This is a genomic window from Pseudomonas sp. UYIF39 (assembly GCF_029963765.1).
In the GTDB taxonomy this organism is placed as follows: domain Bacteria; phylum Pseudomonadota; class Gammaproteobacteria; order Pseudomonadales; family Pseudomonadaceae; genus Aquipseudomonas.
In genome coordinates this window covers 23,163-38,118 of record NZ_JALBYU010000023.1, presented here as the reverse complement: position 1 = coordinate 38,118, position 14,956 = coordinate 23,163, and the positions used below count along the sequence as shown (strand labels likewise).

Annotated in this window: 18 protein-coding genes; 8 read left to right on the top strand and 10 right to left on the bottom strand. The window is 59.7% G+C overall.

All coding sequences use genetic code 11. The features are described 5' to 3' along the window. Positions 1 to 18: 18 nt before the first annotated feature. On the bottom strand, positions 19 to 810 hold the full coding sequence (locus MO767_RS24590; protein WP_282482658.1) for a dienelactone hydrolase family protein: 792 nt from the start codon (positions 808 to 810) through the stop codon (positions 19 to 21). Positions 811 to 957: 147 nt separating this feature from the next. Between MO767_RS24590 and MO767_RS24585 the strand changes: the two genes are divergently transcribed. From MO767_RS24585 to MO767_RS24575, 3 genes are all read left to right on the top strand, one after another. Continuing rightward, positions 958 to 1,560 (top strand): hypothetical protein, encoded by a 603-nt coding sequence (locus MO767_RS24585; protein ID WP_282482657.1) that lies wholly within the window; start codon positions 958 to 960, stop codon positions 1,558 to 1,560. A 115-nt stretch (positions 1,561 to 1,675) separates the two neighbouring features. Continuing rightward, complete coding sequence (locus MO767_RS24580; RefSeq protein ID WP_282482656.1) at positions 1,676 to 2,353, top strand: response regulator; 678 nt, start codon at positions 1,676 to 1,678, stop codon at positions 2,351 to 2,353. Continuing rightward, entirely contained in the window at positions 2,350 to 3,696 is a 1,347-nt protein-coding gene (locus MO767_RS24575) for an ATP-binding protein (protein ID WP_282482655.1), read from the top strand. Before MO767_RS24580 ends, MO767_RS24575 begins: the two co-directional genes overlap by 4 nt. Before the next feature lie 24 nt (positions 3,697 to 3,720). On the opposite strand, the gene MO767_RS24570 is transcribed toward MO767_RS24575, so the two are convergent. After that, the gene (locus MO767_RS24570) at positions 3,721 to 4,719 is read right to left on the bottom strand and encodes an AraC family transcriptional regulator (RefSeq protein ID WP_282482654.1); all 999 of its coding nucleotides are present in this window, start codon (positions 4,717 to 4,719) and stop codon (positions 3,721 to 3,723) included. Positions 4,720 to 5,058: 339 nt separating this feature from the next. Between MO767_RS24570 and MO767_RS24565 the strand changes: the two genes are divergently transcribed. Further along, entirely contained in the window at positions 5,059 to 6,393 is a 1,335-nt protein-coding gene (locus MO767_RS24565; RefSeq protein WP_282482653.1) for a dicarboxylate/amino acid:cation symporter, read from the top strand. Between the two features lie 144 nt (positions 6,394 to 6,537). Continuing rightward, on the top strand, positions 6,538 to 7,719 hold the full coding sequence (locus MO767_RS24560) for a CaiB/BaiF CoA-transferase family protein (protein ID WP_282482652.1): 1,182 nt from the start codon (positions 6,538 to 6,540) through the stop codon (positions 7,717 to 7,719). A gap of 48 nt (positions 7,720 to 7,767) precedes the next feature. Here MO767_RS24560 and MO767_RS24555 read toward each other — a convergent pair whose 3' ends face one another. Beyond that, complete coding sequence (locus MO767_RS24555; protein WP_282482651.1) at positions 7,768 to 8,262, bottom strand: SprT family zinc-dependent metalloprotease; 495 nt, start codon at positions 8,260 to 8,262, stop codon at positions 7,768 to 7,770. A 158-nt stretch (positions 8,263 to 8,420) separates the two neighbouring features. Beyond that, positions 8,421 to 9,023 carry a Yip1 family protein gene (locus tag MO767_RS24550; protein ID WP_282482650.1) on the bottom strand — a complete coding sequence of 201 codons (603 nt, stop codon included), beginning with the start codon at positions 9,021 to 9,023 and terminating at the stop codon, positions 8,421 to 8,423. A 269-nt stretch (positions 9,024 to 9,292) separates the two neighbouring features. On the opposite strand from MO767_RS24550, the gene ttcA reads away from it, so the two are divergent. Together ttcA and MO767_RS24540 are read left to right on the top strand one after the other, a co-directional pair. Next, on the top strand, positions 9,293 to 10,117 hold the full coding sequence (gene ttcA, locus MO767_RS24545; protein ID WP_033055258.1) for a tRNA 2-thiocytidine(32) synthetase TtcA: 825 nt from the start codon (positions 9,293 to 9,295) through the stop codon (positions 10,115 to 10,117). Positions 10,118 to 10,184: 67 nt separating this feature from the next. Continuing rightward, the gene (locus MO767_RS24540; protein ID WP_282482649.1) at positions 10,185 to 10,859 is read left to right on the top strand and encodes a DNA-3-methyladenine glycosylase I; all 675 of its coding nucleotides are present in this window, start codon (positions 10,185 to 10,187) and stop codon (positions 10,857 to 10,859) included. 100 nt (positions 10,860 to 10,959) lie between these two features. Here the strand turns inward: MO767_RS24540 and MO767_RS24535 are convergent, their stop codons facing one another. The 3 genes from MO767_RS24535 to arsC are packed head-to-tail and all read right to left on the bottom strand — an operon-like array spanning position 10,960 to position 12,333. Further along, entirely contained in the window at positions 10,960 to 11,385 is a 426-nt protein-coding gene (locus MO767_RS24535; protein WP_282482648.1) for a DUF2069 domain-containing protein, read from the bottom strand. 1 nt (position 11,386) lies between these two features. Continuing rightward, on the bottom strand, positions 11,387 to 11,983 hold the full coding sequence (gene wrbA / locus MO767_RS24530) for an NAD(P)H:quinone oxidoreductase (protein WP_282482647.1): 597 nt from the start codon (positions 11,981 to 11,983) through the stop codon (positions 11,387 to 11,389). After that, the gene (gene arsC / locus MO767_RS24525) at positions 11,980 to 12,333 is read right to left on the bottom strand and encodes an arsenate reductase (glutaredoxin) (protein WP_282482646.1); all 354 of its coding nucleotides are present in this window, start codon (positions 12,331 to 12,333) and stop codon (positions 11,980 to 11,982) included. The genes wrbA and arsC overlap by 4 nt, the downstream gene beginning before the upstream one ends. A gap of 114 nt (positions 12,334 to 12,447) precedes the next feature. Here arsC and MO767_RS24520 point away from each other — a divergent pair, with 114 nt between their 5' ends. Next, positions 12,448 to 12,915 carry a TlpA disulfide reductase family protein gene (locus MO767_RS24520; protein ID WP_282482645.1) on the top strand — a complete coding sequence of 156 codons (468 nt, stop codon included), beginning with the start codon at positions 12,448 to 12,450 and terminating at the stop codon, positions 12,913 to 12,915. A gap of 111 nt (positions 12,916 to 13,026) precedes the next feature. On the opposite strand, the gene MO767_RS24515 is transcribed toward MO767_RS24520, so the two are convergent. From MO767_RS24515 to MO767_RS24505, 3 genes are all read right to left on the bottom strand, one after another. Further along, complete coding sequence (locus MO767_RS24515) at positions 13,027 to 13,431, bottom strand: META domain-containing protein (RefSeq protein ID WP_134422728.1); 405 nt, start codon at positions 13,429 to 13,431, stop codon at positions 13,027 to 13,029. Then, complete coding sequence (locus tag MO767_RS24510; RefSeq protein ID WP_008147995.1) at positions 13,431 to 13,865, bottom strand: hypothetical protein; 435 nt, start codon at positions 13,863 to 13,865, stop codon at positions 13,431 to 13,433. Before MO767_RS24510 ends, MO767_RS24515 begins: the two co-directional genes overlap by 1 nt. Before the next feature lie 77 nt (positions 13,866 to 13,942). After that, positions 13,943 to 14,935: a 2-hydroxyacid dehydrogenase gene (locus tag MO767_RS24505; protein WP_282482644.1), complete on the bottom strand. Its 993-nt coding sequence runs from the start codon at positions 14,933 to 14,935 to the stop codon at positions 13,943 to 13,945. Positions 14,936 to 14,956 lie beyond the last annotated feature (21 nt).

Genomic DNA, 14,956 nt, shown 5'->3' with positions numbered 1-14,956 from the left:
GCCACAGGGGTTACCTGATCAGCCAAAGATTTTTTTGAAAAACGCCTGCATGTCCGCCCAGGACTTTTCATCCGCTGCTTTGTTGTAGCCAATATCCGGCCCGGCATGATCGCCATGGCTCAGACGATCCGCATCAGGATTACTGAACCCATGCTTGGCACCTTTAAGGCTGACAAATTTATAGTCAGCCCCAGCTTTGTCCATTTCAGCCTTGAACGCTGCCACGTTATCCGGCGTGACCATGCTGTCCATCGCCCCATGTTCAACAAGGATTTTCGCTTTCACGCTGCCAGGCGTTGCAGCCGTGTTAGTCGCCAGCGCACCGTGAAAACTCACCACGCCCGCCAGCGGCAATCCCTGACGTGCCGCATTCAGCACCACGCCACCGCCAAAGCAATAACCGATAGCGGCGATTTTGTTCGGGTCGGTTTGCGGCTGTTTCTTCAGCAGATCGAGCCCGGCCTGAAAGCGCGCGCTCGCCACGCCACTGTCTTTCAACGTTGCCTGCATGAAGGCCATGGCGTCCTTGGGATGCTCCGTGTTCTTGCCATCGCCATACATGTCGATGGCCAGCGCGCTGTAGCCCAGACCGGCGAGATCACGGGCGCGACGCTTGGTGTATTCGTTGAGCCCCCACCATTCGTGCACCACCACCACGCCTGGGCGTGCGCCTTTGATGGCGTCGTCATAGGCGAAATAGCCGATCATTTTGCTGCCGTCAGCACTTTGATAGGGGATTTCCTGAGTCTTGATGGCTGCTTGAGTCAGCCCGCTCGAGGCCAGCAAGACGAAAGCGAGAAACATGCGCATGGTCGGATCTCCTGCAAAAAAGTCGTCAAAAACAGCTGGGTCGATCTGGTTCAGCTTAGGTTCAGAGTGCGTTCAGGGGGAGTTCAGGGCCGGGTGAGTAACCTTGCCCCGTACCCAAATAGCACATAGCGCATAAGGAACTCCCCTATGACTGGCTTCAAAAAACTGCTTCTGGCTTTCACTGTCCTGAGCGCGAGTACCGCGGCTTTCGCTTCCGACGACAATTTCGCCAGCCTTACTTTTGGACAGACCAGCGACAAGGTCAAAAAGTCTCACGCCCTGAACGACAATCTCAACCACCCGAACGCAGACGGCGTGATCGGCAAGGACAATACCTGGGGTGTGCGTCTAGGCCAGCAAAACAGCCAGGGCCGCTACTACGCCACCTACGACAACGTGTCGGGCTCACACAATGGCATTAAACTGCGTCAGGAAAACCTCCTGGGCAGCTACGATCTGTTCTACCCGGTGGGCGGCAGCACCAAACTGTTCGGCGGCGCCACGGCCGGTTTGACCAAAATGACTCAGGATTCCCCAGGCTTCAGCCGCGACAGCGACATCGGTTACGCCATCGGCGGCCAGGCGGGTGTCCTGCAACAGGTTTCGCAAAACACCTCGGTGGAACTGGGTTACCGTTACCTGCGCAGCAACGCCAGCACCGAGATGAGCGAGCGCGGTGGCAGCAAACAAGGTTCGCTGGACCTGACCAGCAGCGCCCAGACCTACCTGTCGGCGAACTACGCTTTCTAAGAAACGTTCTGCGAAAGGCTGCGCCGGATCAACCCAAGCGGCTGATCCGGCGTTGCCATGTTAGCCATTGAGGTACGCATGCCTCTGGAGATGTTGATTTGCGTAGGAGAGCGTTATGAAACTGCTGGTCGTCGAAGATGAAGCGCTGTTGCGCCATCACCTGCAAACCCGCCTGACAGACAGCGGCCACGTGGTCGAGTCCGTGGCCAATGCCGAAGAGGCGCTGTACCAGACCGAGCAGTTCAACCATGACCTGGCGGTGATCGATCTCGGCCTGCCGGGCATGGGCGGGCTCGACCTGATTCGCCAGCTGCGCTCGCGCGGCAAGACCTTTCCGATCCTGATCCTCACCGCGCGCGGCAACTGGCAGGACAAGGTCGAAGGCCTCGCCGCCGGCGCCGACGATTACGTGGTCAAGCCGTTCCAGTTCGAAGAACTCGACGCGCGCCTGAATGCCTTGCTGCGCCGCTCCAGCGGTTTCACCCAATCGACCATCGTCGCCGGGCCCTTGCTGCTGGACCTCAATCGAAAACAGGCATCCCTTGATGATCAACCGCTGGCGCTGACCGCTTACGAGTATCGGATCCTCGAGTACCTGATGCGGCATCACCAGCAAGTGGTGGCCAAGGACCGCTTGATGGAGCAGCTCTATCCAGACGACGACGAGCGCGATCCGAACGTGATCGAAGTGCTGGTCGGCCGTCTGCGCCGCAAACTTGAAGGCCCGACCGGCTTCAAGCCGATCGATACCGTGCGTGGCCTCGGCTACCTGTTCAATGAGCGCTGCACTTGATTCGTTCCCTTCGTGTCCGTTTGATGCTCGCCGCCACGCTCCTGGCGGTGTTGTTCATGCTGGCGTTGTTGCCAGCCATGCAGGGTGCGTTCAGTCTGGCGTTGCAGGACTCGATCGAGCAGCGCCTGGCGTCAGACGTCACCACGCTGATCTCCGCCGCGCGGGTGGAAAACAACACCCTGCAAATGCCGGCGCAGTTGCCCGATGAACGCTTCAACCTGACCGACAGCCGTTTGCTCGGCTACATCTATGACCGCGAAGCTCACCTGGTCTGGCGCTCCAAAGCCACCCGCGAAGAGAAGATCAACTACAAACCGCGTTACGACGGACGTGGCAACGAGTTCGCAAGGATTCGCGAGGCCAACGGCCAGGAGTTCTTCGTCTATGACGTCGAAGTCAAACTGCTCGGCGGCAAGAGCGCGGCGTTCAGCATCGTCGCGCTGCAACCGGTGCGTGAGTACGAAGCCACCCTCAAAGGCCTGCGGGAAAACCTCTACCTCGGATTCGGTGCCGCCTTGCTGGTGTTGCTCGCGCTGCTGTGGATCGGCCTGACCTGGGGCTTGCAGGCGTTGCGCCGGCTCAGTCAGGAACTGGACGAAATCGAAAGCGGCACCCGCGAAAGCCTCAGCGAACAACACCCGCGCGAACTGCTGCGCCTGACCGGCTCCCTCAACCGCTTGCTGCACAGCGAGCGTGAACAACGCAGCCGCTATCGCGATTCCCTCGACGACCTGGCCCACAGCCTGAAAACCCCGCTGACCGTGCTGCAAGGCGTCAGCGAAGACATGGCCAAGCGCCCGGCTGATCGCGACCAAGCCTGGGTGCTGCAAACCCAGATCGAACGCATGAGCCAGCAGATCAGCTATCAATTGCAACGCGCCAGCCTGCGCAAAAGCGGTCTGGTGCGCCACCAGGTACGCCTGCGCCCGGTGCTGCAAAGCCTGTGCGACACATTGGACAAGGTCTACCGCGACAAACGCGTGAGCGTCGCCTTCGATCTGCCGGACCCGTGTTACGTGCCGATCGAACAGGGTGCCTTGCTGGAAATGATGGGCAACCTGCTGGAAAACGCCTATCGCCTGTGCCTCGGCGAAGTGCGCATTAGCGTGCGTGAAAGCCTTGGCGGGGTTGAGTTGTGCGTTGAGGATGATGGGCCGGGCGTGCCTCCGGATCAGCGGGCGCGGATTCTGCAAAGGGGCGAGCGGCTGGATCGGCAGCATCCGGGGCAGGGGATTGGGTTGGCGGTGGTCAAGGACATTATTGAAAGCTACAGCGCCAAGTTGACGCTGGGGGATTCGCCCATGGGTGGGGCGGCGTTTCGGATTCATTTTTCGGTGGTTTGAGATCGGTGCGTGACCGAAAAGATCTTAATTCTCTTGCGCGCGGTAGGCCCCAGGCGTCAACCCGGTCCACTTCTTGAACGCCCGATGAAACGCCGATGGCTCTGAAAACCCCAGTTGCTCGGCAATCTGCTGCAACGACAAATCCGCCCGCCCCAGATGATAAATCGCGATGTCCCGGCGCAGCTGATCCTTCAACTCCTGAAAACTCGACCCTTCCTCCCGCAAATGCCGACGCAAGGTTTGCGGGCTGATGTGCAGGTGCGCGGCCACCGCTTCCAGGTCCGGCCAGCGTGAACTGTCGCGGCTGAGCAACCGTCGCAGCTGACTGCTCAAACTGTCACCGTCATCCGGGCGCGAGAGCAGGTCGGCGGGGGAGTGTTCGAGGAAATGTTTGAGCGTCCGTTCGTCCTGCAACAGCGGCATGTTCAGGTAGCGACTGTGAAACAGCAGGCTGCTTTGCGCCGTGGAAAACGCCAGAGGGCAGGGGAACAGCAAATCGTATTCGGCGCCGTGCTCGGGTTTCGGGTAGCTGAACGTCGCCTGTTCCAGCCGAATACGCTGGCCGATCAGCCAGCTGGCGAGTCGATGCCACACCATTAGCTGGCTCTCGGTGAGGAAGTGGTCCGGGTCGCGGAATTGCGAATCGTCGAGGCTCAGGCGAATCATGTCGTCTTCGCGGGTCAGGGTCAGACGCGGACCCTCAGGGAATAAGCTATAAAACAATAAGCCGCGATGCAGTGCTTTCTCCAGATTGCGGCAGTGGATCACCGCATGGCACATCATCGCGAAGCTGCCGGTTTTGCTCGGGACCGGCCCGAAGCCCAGGTATTCGTCGTCCAGTGCCCGCCACAATCCCTGGATCAATCGGGAGAACTGTTCAGGCGCGATTCTCGCTCGTGGCTCTTCAAGCAACTCCGGGCTGATGCCGAGTTGTTGCAGCAGGTTTGAATAGTCATAACCCAGCCGTCGCGCACCACCGAGGGCGGCTCGGGCGAAATGACTGGCGATGGTGCGTTCGCGCATAGAAGGCAAGTCCGTCCATTGAACGGCGGATGGTAGCCGTGGTGCCTGATGATGAACAAGGCGGATATCCGCCAATTTGTAGGACGAGGTTTGGTCGATGGGCGGAAATCCGCCACTTTGCCGTAACCGTTTGGTGACAAAGAAAAACCTGCAACCCTTGATGTCAAAAGGCTTGATGGCAATTTGACGAAGGTGGCACGGGCCTTGCGATACAACCCGCAGATGCCTGCCGTTGCGCAGCTCGACAAAACAAATCCCTCCAGTGCAGGAGGGTTCGCAATTGAAGTGTCTTTGGCAACAGATGGATGTTGTCACCGGGCACTCTTGAGGAACTTTGCAATGACGACTCGTCAGCCACTGTACAAATCCCTGTATTTCCAGGTGATCGTTGCTATTGCCATCGGCATCCTGCTCGGTCACTTCTACCCGCAGACCGGTGTAGCCCTCAAGCCGCTGGGTGACGGGTTCATCAAACTGATCAAAATGATCATCGCCCCGATCATCTTCTGCACCGTCGTCAGCGGTATCGCGGGCATGCAGAGTATGAAGTCGGTCGGCAAGACCGGCGGTTACGCGCTGCTCTACTTCGAAATCGTTTCGACCATCGCATTGCTGGTCGGTCTGGTGGTGGTCAACGTCGTGCAGCCGGGTGCTGGCATGCACATCGACGTCACTACGCTGGATGCCTCCAAAGTCGCTGCTTATGTAGCGGCCGGTGCTGATCAAAGCGTTGTTGGCTTCCTGCTGAACGTGATCCCGTCCACCATCGTCGGCGCGTTCGCCACGGGCGATATCCTGCAAGTGCTGATGTTCTCGGTGATCTTCGGTTTTGCCCTGCATCGCCTGGGTGCCTACGGCAAGCCGATCCTGGACTTCATCGATCGCTTCGCCCACGTGATGTTCAACATCATCAACATGATCATGAAACTCGCGCCACTCGGTGCCCTGGGTGCAATGGCCTTCACCATCGGTGCTTATGGTGTTGGCTCGCTGGTGCAACTGGGCCAGTTGATGTTGTGCTTCTACATCACTTGCCTGTTGTTCGTTCTGGTGGTGCTGGGCGGTATCGCTCGCGCTCACGGCTTCAGCGTGCTGAAAGTGATTCGCTACATCCGTGAAGAACTGTTGATCGTGCTGGGTACTTCTTCTTCGGAATCGGTGCTGCCACGCATGCTGATCAAGATGGAACGTCTGGGCGCACAGAAATCCGTTGTGGGTCTGGTGATCCCGACCGGTTACTCGTTCAACCTCGACGGTACTGCGATCTACCTGACCATGGCGGCGGTGTTCATTGCTCAGGCAACCGACACCCACATGGACATCACTCACCAGATCACCCTGTTGGTGGTGTTGCTGCTGTCCTCCAAAGGCGCTGCGGGCGTGACCGGTAGTGGCTTCATCGTGTTGGCCGCCACCTTGTCGGCCGTTGGCCACTTGCCGGTTGCCGGCCTGGCGCTGATCCTCGGTATCGACCGCTTCATGTCCGAAGCTCGTGCCCTGACCAACCTGGTTGGTAACGCTGTTGCCACCCTGGTTGTGGCCAAGTGGGTCAAGGAACTGGACGTCGACGTGATGCACGCGGAACTGGCTTCTGGCGGTCGCGGTATCTCCGACGAGCGTGTTGAAGACGACCTGGGCGTGGCCGAAGGCCCGACCCCCAACAACGTCAAGTAAGACGGCTGCACTGAAAAAACCCGCTTCGGCGGGTTTTTTCATGCCTGGGATTTGAGCGTAACGGTCAGCGCATCTGACGCGTAAGGTGATTGCTGCAATGCTGTCGGCTGCCTAGTCTGAAGGCATCGTTTACGGAGAACGCTCATGCTCGGTCCACTGGCATCACTCAAGGTTCTGGATTTCTCGACACTGCTGCCGGGGCCGTTCGCCTCGTTGTTGCTGGCTGACATGGGCGCCGAGGTGCTGCGCATCGAATCCCCAACGCGCATGGACCTGCTGCGGGTACTGCCGCCCCATGATCAGGGGATTTCCGCCAGCCACGCCTACCTCAATCGCAACAAGCGCAGCCTGGCGCTGGACCTCAAGCAGCCTGAGGCGCTGGAGGTGATCAAGCAGTTGCTGCAGAACTACGACATCGTGCTGGAGCAGTTCCGCCCCGGCGTGATGGAACGATTGGGCCTGGGTTATGAAGCCTTGAAGGCGATCAACCCAAAACTGATCTACGTGTCGATCACCGGTTACGGCCAGACCGGCCCCTACAAGGACCGCGCCGGCCACGACATCAACTACCTGGCGCTGGCGGGGCTGGCGAGCTACACCGGCCACGCCGACAGCGGGCCACTGCCGTTGGGCATGCAAGTGGCGGATATCGCCGGTGGCTCGTTGCACGGGGTGATCGGGCTGCTGGCGGCGGTCATCGCCCGGCAGCAAAGCAGGTTGGGGCAACACCTGGATGTAAGCATGACCGACTGCGCGTTCAGCCTGAACGCCATGGCCGGCGCCGGTTATCTGGCCTGTGGCGTGGAGCCGGGACGGGAGGAGCAGATGCTCAACGGTGGCAGTTTCTATGACTATTACCGTTCCCGCGACGGGCGCTGGTTCTCGGTGGGCAGTCTGGAGCCCGCGTTCATGAAACAACTGTGTGCGGCGCTGGGGCTGGAGGAGTTGGAAACCTTGGGGTTATCGCCGGAACCGGCCTTGCAAAAGGCGCTGAAGAACGCGCTGAGGATTGAGTTCGAGACGCGCGATTTCGTCGAGTTGTGCGCGTTGTTTGCCACGTTGGATGCGTGTGTCGAGCCGGTGTTGAGTTTGGGCGAGGCGGTGCGGCATCCGCAGTTGAAGGCGCGGGCGCTGGTGACTGAAGTACCGCGTGGTGACGGGACGACTCAGGCGCAGATGGCGTGTCCGTTGAAGTTTTCGCAAGGGTTGCCCGAGCCGCGGCATATCGGCGTGGCCATAGGGCAACATACGGATCAGGTGTTGGGGGAGTTGGGGTTTAGTGCTGAGCGGATCGAAGAGCTGCGGTGTGCCAAGATCGTTGTGTAGTGTTCTTTCGGGCCTCTTCGCGAGCAAGTAGAGGCACTACAAATCTTGCTACTCGACGCGCATTTCCCCACTGAACACCAACGTACTCCGGCACCGCCGACACAAATAACGCCGCCCCTGTCTCACCAAACCATGGCGCTGGGCTGAAAACGGAAAGTCACTTTCCGCACACGGGCATTTATAGATATAGCGGGTCACGCTGCGGCGTTTGATGTCATAGGTGTGGCATCGATTGGGCGGCAGCTCGTACACGCCGCGCATGATCAGTTGCCACTCTTCGCCATGGGGCTGGATGCGGTCGCCGAACAGTTGATGGGCGATCAGGTGCGCAACCTCGTGGGCCACGGTCTGCTTGAGGAAGTCTTCGGTGTTTTCCCGGTACAGCTGCGGATTGAAGCGCAGCAGGTTCTCGTGCAAATGCGCGACACCGGCTTTTTGCCCGCGCAGCTTGAGGCTCACCACGGGGCGTTTGAAAGGTCGTTTGAAAAAGGATTCGGCGAGTTGGTAACAGTCTTCGACGCGGGTATTGATTTGCTCGGGCATGCTTGATGGATCTCCAGAGACGTCGAGTATGCCGCAACCCTCGAGCGTTGCGAATCGCCGAGGCGCCGAATGGTCGTCACCGCTTTCTATCCTTGAGCATTAGAAGGCCGCCTTGCGGCGGCCTGTGTTGGCAGATCTTGTTTTTGGGTGAAGTGTTGCTAGTTCGTATAGACCGGCCCCACGCCGAGTCCCCAGACAATTACCGTGAACGCCATGATGGCCACCAGCACCACCAGGCCGACCGCAAGCACCGAACTTGAAAACAGAAATCCCTCGTCTGATGGAATGTTCATGAAAGTGGGTAGCCCCACATACAGCAGGTACACCGTGTAGCAGATGGCCGCGGTGCCGACGATCATCCCAAGCCACATGTGTGGGTACAGCGCCGCCAGACCGCCGACAAACAGCGGTGTCGCGGTGTAGGTCGCAAATGCAACGCAGCGTGCCAGACTCGGGTTGGCGTCATAGGTGCGAGCCATCCAGTGGATGAACGCGCCCATGACCGCAACTCCGCCGAGCATCGCCAGGTACGACATGACCGTCATCCATATTGCACTTTCCACCGTCAGCATCACCGGCGCGCGACTGCCAATGACCCAGCCGACCTGAGTGGTGCCGATAAACGCGGATACCGCGGGTATCGCCGCCAGTATCAGGGTATGAGTGAGATACATGTGGCTGATGCTTTCCTCCTGGTCGCCACGGATCTCTTTCCATTCTTGGTCAGGGTGGGTGAAGAGCCCCACTACGTGATGGATCATGCCAGTCACTCCTCTTGTTTTTACCGTCGCCCCCCAGTGGAGCGCCTACGGGCCAAAGTGGCCGAGTAAGGAAAGGTCTGGATTATGTGTGCGACCTTATTTCGCAGTATAGAAAGGTCTTAACGACGCAGGTTGCGGGGCTTTAGAGCAAATTGCGCTGTAAACACGCCTGTTAATCGCCGCAGGGTCTGTCGCTCAGAGGCACTTCGCCCTTGAAGCGTTTTTGCGTAAAATGCCGGCCTTTCGTCACACCTCACGGATTTCGCGTCATGGGCACTCTTACGGTCAACCAGAACAAACTGCAAAAGCGCCTTCGCCGCCAGGCCGGTGAGGCTGTTGCCGATTTCAACATGATTGAAGACGGCGACAAGGTCATGGTCTGCCTGTCCGGTGGCAAAGACAGCTACACCATGCTCGATGTGCTGATGCACTTTCAGAAGGTCGCCCCGATCAAGTTCGAGATCGTGGCCGTGAACATGGACCAGAAGCAGCCAGGTTTCCCTGAACACGTGCTGCCGGCCTACCTCAAAGAGTTGGGCATCGAGTATCACATCGTCGAGAAAGACACCTATTCGGTGGTCAAGGAGCTGATCCCGGAGGGCAAAACCACCTGTTCGCTGTGCTCGCGCCTGCGTCGCGGCACGCTCTACACCTTTGCCGACGAAATCGGCGCGACCAAAATGGCCCTCGGTCATCACCGCGACGACATCGTCGAGACCTTTTTCCTGAACATGTTCTTCAACGGTTCGCTCAAAGCCATGCCGCCGAAGCTGCGCGCCGATGATGGCCGCAACGTGGTGATCCGCCCGCTGGCCTACTGCAACGAAAAAGACATCCAGGCCTACTCGGACTTCAAGCAATTCCCGATCATCCCGTGCAACCTCTGCGGTTCCCAGGAAAACCTGCAACGCCAGGTGGTCAAGGACATGCTTCAGGAGTGGGAACGCAAGACGCCAGGCCGCACCGAAAGCATTTTCCGCAGCTTGCAGAACGTGATCCCGTCGCAACTGGCGGACCGCAATCTGTTCGACTTCACCAACCTGCGTATCGATGAAACTGCCGCGTCGCGGTTCGTCAATGTCGTGAACCTTTGAAGGTTTAAACAGCTCTGACACACGGCGCTCGCGGGCGCCGTTTTCATTTCATTGTCCAGGAGAGGGCATGCGCGATTACAAGTGGCTGCACGAATACTGTCTGAACCGCTTCGGTTCAGCGGCTGAACTGGAAGCCCATCTGCCCGTTCCGAAAACCCCGGCGCAATTGCGCAAGATCAGCGACGACCGCTACCTCTCGACCATGGCGCTGCGCGTCTTCCGCGCCGGGCTCAAGCACAGCCTGGTGGACGCCAAATGGCCGGCGTTCGAAGAGGTGTTCTTCAAGTTCGACCCTGAGAAAGTCGTGCTGATGAGTGCCGAACACCTTGAGCGTTTGATGCAGGACGCGCGGATCATTCGTCACTTGGGCAAACTCAAGAGCGTGCCGCGCAACGCGCAGTTCATTCTGGATGTGGCGCATGAGAAGGGCAGCTTCGGCGCGTTGATCGCCGATTGGCCGGTCACGGATATCGTTGGGTTGTGGACCTACCTGAAAAAGCGCGGTCATCAATTGGGCGGGTTGTCCGCACCGCGGTTCTTGCGGATGGTCGGCAAGGACACGTTTGTGCCGAGCTACGACGTGGTCGCGGCGTTGAATGCGCAGAAGATCGTCGACAAGGTGCCGAGCAGTCTGCGGGACCTGGCCACGGTGCAGGGCGTGTTCAATCAGTGGCATGAAGAAAGTGGTGGGCGGCCGATGAGCCAGATATCGATGATGCTGGCGTATACAGTGAACCATTAAGACCGAGTCGCGCCCATCGTCGGAATGCCCTGCAACATAGAATCTCCCACAGGGTTCACGCTGTCCTTGTGGGAGCGAGCCGGCTCGCGAAAGCGGTGTGTCAGGCAGCGGATATTTCTCCCTCGCCAGCAAGCTTGCGGTTCAACTGAAACCGCCACCGCACATACAACAGCGCCGAGCAGAACACCGCCAGGCTCGCGCCCATCTCGAGTAATCCAAACAGTTGCCGGTTCGGGTCATACGCCGCCAATGCGCCTTTGATGAAATACAGGTTCACCACAAAACACATCCATGAATGCCCACGCGCGCTGCCGATAATCATCCCCGGCGCCAGCAACAGCAGCGGCACCAGTTCGATCAGCAGAATCACCCACGGCCGGGCGCCGTGCAGGTCGGCGATCACCAGGTAGTAGGCGCACAGCAAACCCACCAAGCCGAAGTAACACAGCAGGCTGATGATGCGCATCGCCCGAACCCGGGGTTCGAGCCATTCGATGGAGGGCAAAATCTTCGGCTTCTTGGCCACGTCAGTTCCCCAGTTTCTGTGCAGTCTTCGCTAGGCGCAGGCCCAGGGCCCGACACAGTGCGACTTCATGTTCATTCAAACCGAGTTTGCCATCCGCCCCGGCGTGATGGCTGGCGCCGTAAGGCGTGCCACCGCCACGGGTTTCCAGCAGGGCCGATTCACTGTACGGCAGGCCGGTGATCAGCATGCCGTGGTGCAGCAAGGGCAACATCATCGACAGCAGCGTGGTTTCCTGGCCGCCGTGCAGACTTGCGGTGGAGGTGAAGACGCCAGCCGGCTTGCCCACCAGAGCGCCGGTCAGCCACAGGTTGCTGGTGCCGTCGAGGAAGTACTTGAGTGGCGCCGCCATGTTGCCGAACCGGGTAGGGCTGCCCATGGCCAGGCCCGCGCAGTTCTTCAAGTCGTCGAGGCTGGCGTACAACGCGCCTTCGTCCGGAATGTCCGGCGACACAGCTTCGCACTCGGTGGAAATCGGCGGCACCGTGCGCAGGCGCGCTTCCATCCCGGCCTGTTCGACACCCCGGGCGATTTGCCGGGCCATTTCATTGGTCGAGCCGCTGCGGCTGTAATACAGAACCAGAATGTATGGCGCACTCACGGCAGCAGCTCCAGCACATTCTCCGGCGGACGGCCGATGATGGCTTTGTCGCCGACTTCGAGAATCGGTCGCTCCATGAGTTTCGGGTTGGCGGCGATGGCGGCGATCAATTGCGCCTCGCTGAGGCTGTTGTCGGCCAGGTTGAGGGTTTTGTACTCGTCCTCACCGGTGCGTAGTAGTTGCCGGGCGCTGATGCCGAGCTTGGTCAGCAGGCTCTGGATTTGCGCGGCATTGAGCGGGGTGTCCAGGTAGCGGACCACCGTCGGGGTCAGGCCACGGGCATCGAGCAGTTCGAGCGCACCGCGGGATTTCGAGCAGCGCGGGTTGTGATAAAGCGTCAGATCGGTCATGTGCGGTTCGCATCTTGCGTAAGGTGACGGCTATTCTAACTGTGCAGCGCGTAATCCAGAACCTTGAGAGGCGATGGGTCGCAGGCGCATTCAATTTTGAACAAGGAATACGACATGACTAGGCGACTGGCAGCGGCAATGGCGATCATCGGTACGTTATTGCTGGGGGGCTGCGGTAATGACTATGGCATCGACCAGAACGGCCAGAAAGTCGCCGCCGAGCGTCTGGACAAACAATGGCTGGTGCTCAACTACTGGGCGGAATGGTGCGGGCCGTGCCGGACCGAGATCCCGGAATTGAACACCTTGGCCGATCAGCTCAAGGGCAAGAAGATTGGTGTGTTCGGGGTCAACTTCGACAATGTGCAGGGTGAAGAGCTGAAAAGCGCCAGTGAGAAACTGGGCATCAAGTTCACCGTGCTGGCTTCTGATCCGGCCGATCTTTTTGAGTTGCCGCGCAGTGAGGCGTTGCCGGTGACTTACATCATCGATAACAAGGGCAAGGTAAGAGAGCAGCTGGTGGGGGAGCAGACGGCGGCGGGGGTGATGGCGAAGCTTGAGGCGTTGCAGGCCAAGAACTAGAAGCAAAAGATCGCAGCCTCGCCAAGGCTCGACAGCTCCTACAGGGTGTTCGGTAATCCATGTAGGAGCTGTCGAGCCTTGGCGAGGCTGCGATCTTTTCGGGGCCGCCGATCAACCTTCTTCAAGCCACCAACGCAGCGGCTTGCCTTCGGCCGGCCAGAAGCGCATCTGGTCGATCGGCGAGACGTCCCAGCGCTGAACGTTTTCCAGCGCCTGGAGGAAACGCTTTTCCTGCTCCATCAACGCCGGCGCACACAGTTTGCGGGTGCTGCCAACCTTGCCGAAGCTCAGCTTGTCGCCTTCCAGGGTGTATGGCGCGAACCAGTGGTTGCAGCCGCCGTTGCCGTAGGCCCGACCGTCTTCACCGAGGGTGACGGTCAGGTGGCTGTAATCCATCAACGGACGTTCGCCAATCCACTCCAGAATGTAGCTGCGGTTCTGTTGCAATTGCACCGGCTCGGCGGCGCAGCCCAGCAGGCTGGCGCCAACCATCGCGGTCAGAGCGAGGCGTTTCATCACGCGGGCTCCTGGCATTTCGGGCACAGGTGCTTCTCGCCAACCGTGGTCCAGCCCAGTTCGGCAATCCGCGCGGTGGCAGCAGGCTTTTCAGCCTTGTTGCCCAGCTTGGCGTCGACCGCGAACTCGAAGTTCAGCTCTTTGGCGCAGCTGTCGCAGTTGACTTTCCAGGTGTGGATCGCCAGTTCACCGAACACCGGACCACTGGCCACCGCGACCCATTGGCCGGGCGGATTGATCAAGTGGCGAACCGTTTCGACGGTCAGGCGCATGGACAAGTCCTTGGCGCCTTTGAGGGTCACTACCAGCACGTCGTTGTTACGAATCGAGCCGCCGTTGCCGGTGACTTGATAACGCCCCGGCACAAGGGCGCGGCATTCGGTGAGGGTGTGTTGCGGGTTCATCAGGCTATAGCGGAAATCGTGTTCGACCATGGGTCCTCCAAATATGCGCGGCATGCTAGCACGGACATCGGCGCAGCATGGCGCGGGCGTATGACCTTCGATCTGGTTCAGTCACCCTTCACCAAATTTACAGGCGCGCCCGCCGCCCAGGCCGAGATATTCTGCAGGGTGGTCGCGGCAATCGCGCCCAAGGCCTCGCGGGTCAGGAAGGCCTGGTGAGCGGTGATGATCACGTTCGGAAACGTCAGCAGCCGCGCCAGCACATCGTCCTGCAGCGGCAGGTCGGAACGGTCCTCGAAGAACAGCTGCGCCTCCTCTTCATACACATCCAGCCCCAAATAACCCAGCTGACCGTCCTTCAACGCGTCGATCAGCGCTGGTGTGTCCACCAGACCACCGCGTCCGGTGTTGATTAGCATCGCACCGGGTTGCATGTGCGCCAGTGACTCGCGATTGATCAAGTGTTTGCTTTGTTCGTTGAGCGGGCAGTGCAGGCTGATGATCTGCGACTCGGCCAGCAGTTCCGGCAGGCTCAGGTAACGGGCGCCGAGGGCTTCGACTTGCGGGTTGGGGAAGGGGTCGTACGCCAGCAATTGGCAGCCAAAGCCGTTCATGATTTTCGCGAAGGTCGCGCCGATCTGCCCGGTGCCGACCACGCCGACGGTCTTGCCCACGAGGTCGAAGCCGGTCAGCCCGTGCAGGCTGAAATCGCCTTCGCGCGTGCGGTTGTAGGCGCGGTGAAGGCGTCGGTTGAGCGCCAGGATCAGCGCCACCGCATGTTCCGCCACCGCGTGGGGCGAGTAGGCCGGGACGCGCACAATCGCCAGCCCCAGACGCTTTGCCACCGTCAGGTCGACATGGTTGTAACCGGCCGAGCGCAGGGCGATCAGGCGTGTGCCGCCCGCAGCCAGGCGTTCGAGCACCGGCGCGTTGAGGTCATCATTAATGAAGGCACAGACCACCTCGTGATGCTCCGCCAGCGCCACCGTATCAAGGCTCAGTCGCGCCGATTGAAAGTGCAGTTCAATGCCGGCGGGTAGCACGGCACTGAGAAAGCTGTCGCGGTCGTAGGTCTGGCTGCTGAAAAGAATCGTGCGCATGCGGTCCTCCTGGAATGTACA

What these genes read in the sequence shown, in the direction of transcription:
- MO767_RS24590 (WP_282482658.1), bottom strand. Translation starts at nt 810, where the DNA reads ATGCGCATGTTTCTCGCTTTCGTCTTGCTGGCCTCGAGCGGGCTGACT.
- MO767_RS24585 (WP_282482657.1), top strand. Translation starts at nt 958, where the DNA reads ATGACTGGCTTCAAAAAACTGCTTCTGGCTTTCACTGTCCTGAGCGCG.
- MO767_RS24580 (WP_282482656.1), top strand. Translation starts at nt 1,676, where the DNA reads ATGAAACTGCTGGTCGTCGAAGATGAAGCGCTGTTGCGCCATCACCTG.
- MO767_RS24570 (WP_282482654.1), bottom strand. Translation starts at nt 4,719, where the DNA reads ATGCGCGAACGCACCATCGCCAGTCATTTCGCCCGAGCCGCCCTCGGT.
- MO767_RS24565 (WP_282482653.1), top strand. Translation starts at nt 5,059, where the DNA reads ATGACGACTCGTCAGCCACTGTACAAATCCCTGTATTTCCAGGTGATC.
- MO767_RS24560 (WP_282482652.1), top strand. Translation starts at nt 6,538, where the DNA reads ATGCTCGGTCCACTGGCATCACTCAAGGTTCTGGATTTCTCGACACTG.
- MO767_RS24555 (WP_282482651.1), bottom strand. Translation starts at nt 8,262, where the DNA reads ATGCCCGAGCAAATCAATACCCGCGTCGAAGACTGTTACCAACTCGCC.
- MO767_RS24550 (WP_282482650.1), bottom strand. Translation starts at nt 9,023, where the DNA reads ATGATCCATCACGTAGTGGGGCTCTTCACCCACCCTGACCAAGAATGG.
- ttcA (WP_033055258.1), top strand. Translation starts at nt 9,293, where the DNA reads ATGGGCACTCTTACGGTCAACCAGAACAAACTGCAAAAGCGCCTTCGC.
- MO767_RS24540 (WP_282482649.1), top strand. Translation starts at nt 10,185, where the DNA reads ATGCGCGATTACAAGTGGCTGCACGAATACTGTCTGAACCGCTTCGGT.
- arsC (WP_282482646.1), bottom strand. Translation starts at nt 12,333, where the DNA reads ATGACCGATCTGACGCTTTATCACAACCCGCGCTGCTCGAAATCCCGC.
- MO767_RS24520 (WP_282482645.1), top strand. Translation starts at nt 12,448, where the DNA reads ATGACTAGGCGACTGGCAGCGGCAATGGCGATCATCGGTACGTTATTG.
- MO767_RS24515 (WP_134422728.1), bottom strand. Translation starts at nt 13,431, where the DNA reads ATGAAACGCCTCGCTCTGACCGCGATGGTTGGCGCCAGCCTGCTGGGC.
- MO767_RS24510 (WP_008147995.1), bottom strand. Translation starts at nt 13,865, where the DNA reads ATGGTCGAACACGATTTCCGCTATAGCCTGATGAACCCGCAACACACC.
- MO767_RS24505 (WP_282482644.1), bottom strand. Translation starts at nt 14,935, where the DNA reads ATGCGCACGATTCTTTTCAGCAGCCAGACCTACGACCGCGACAGCTTT.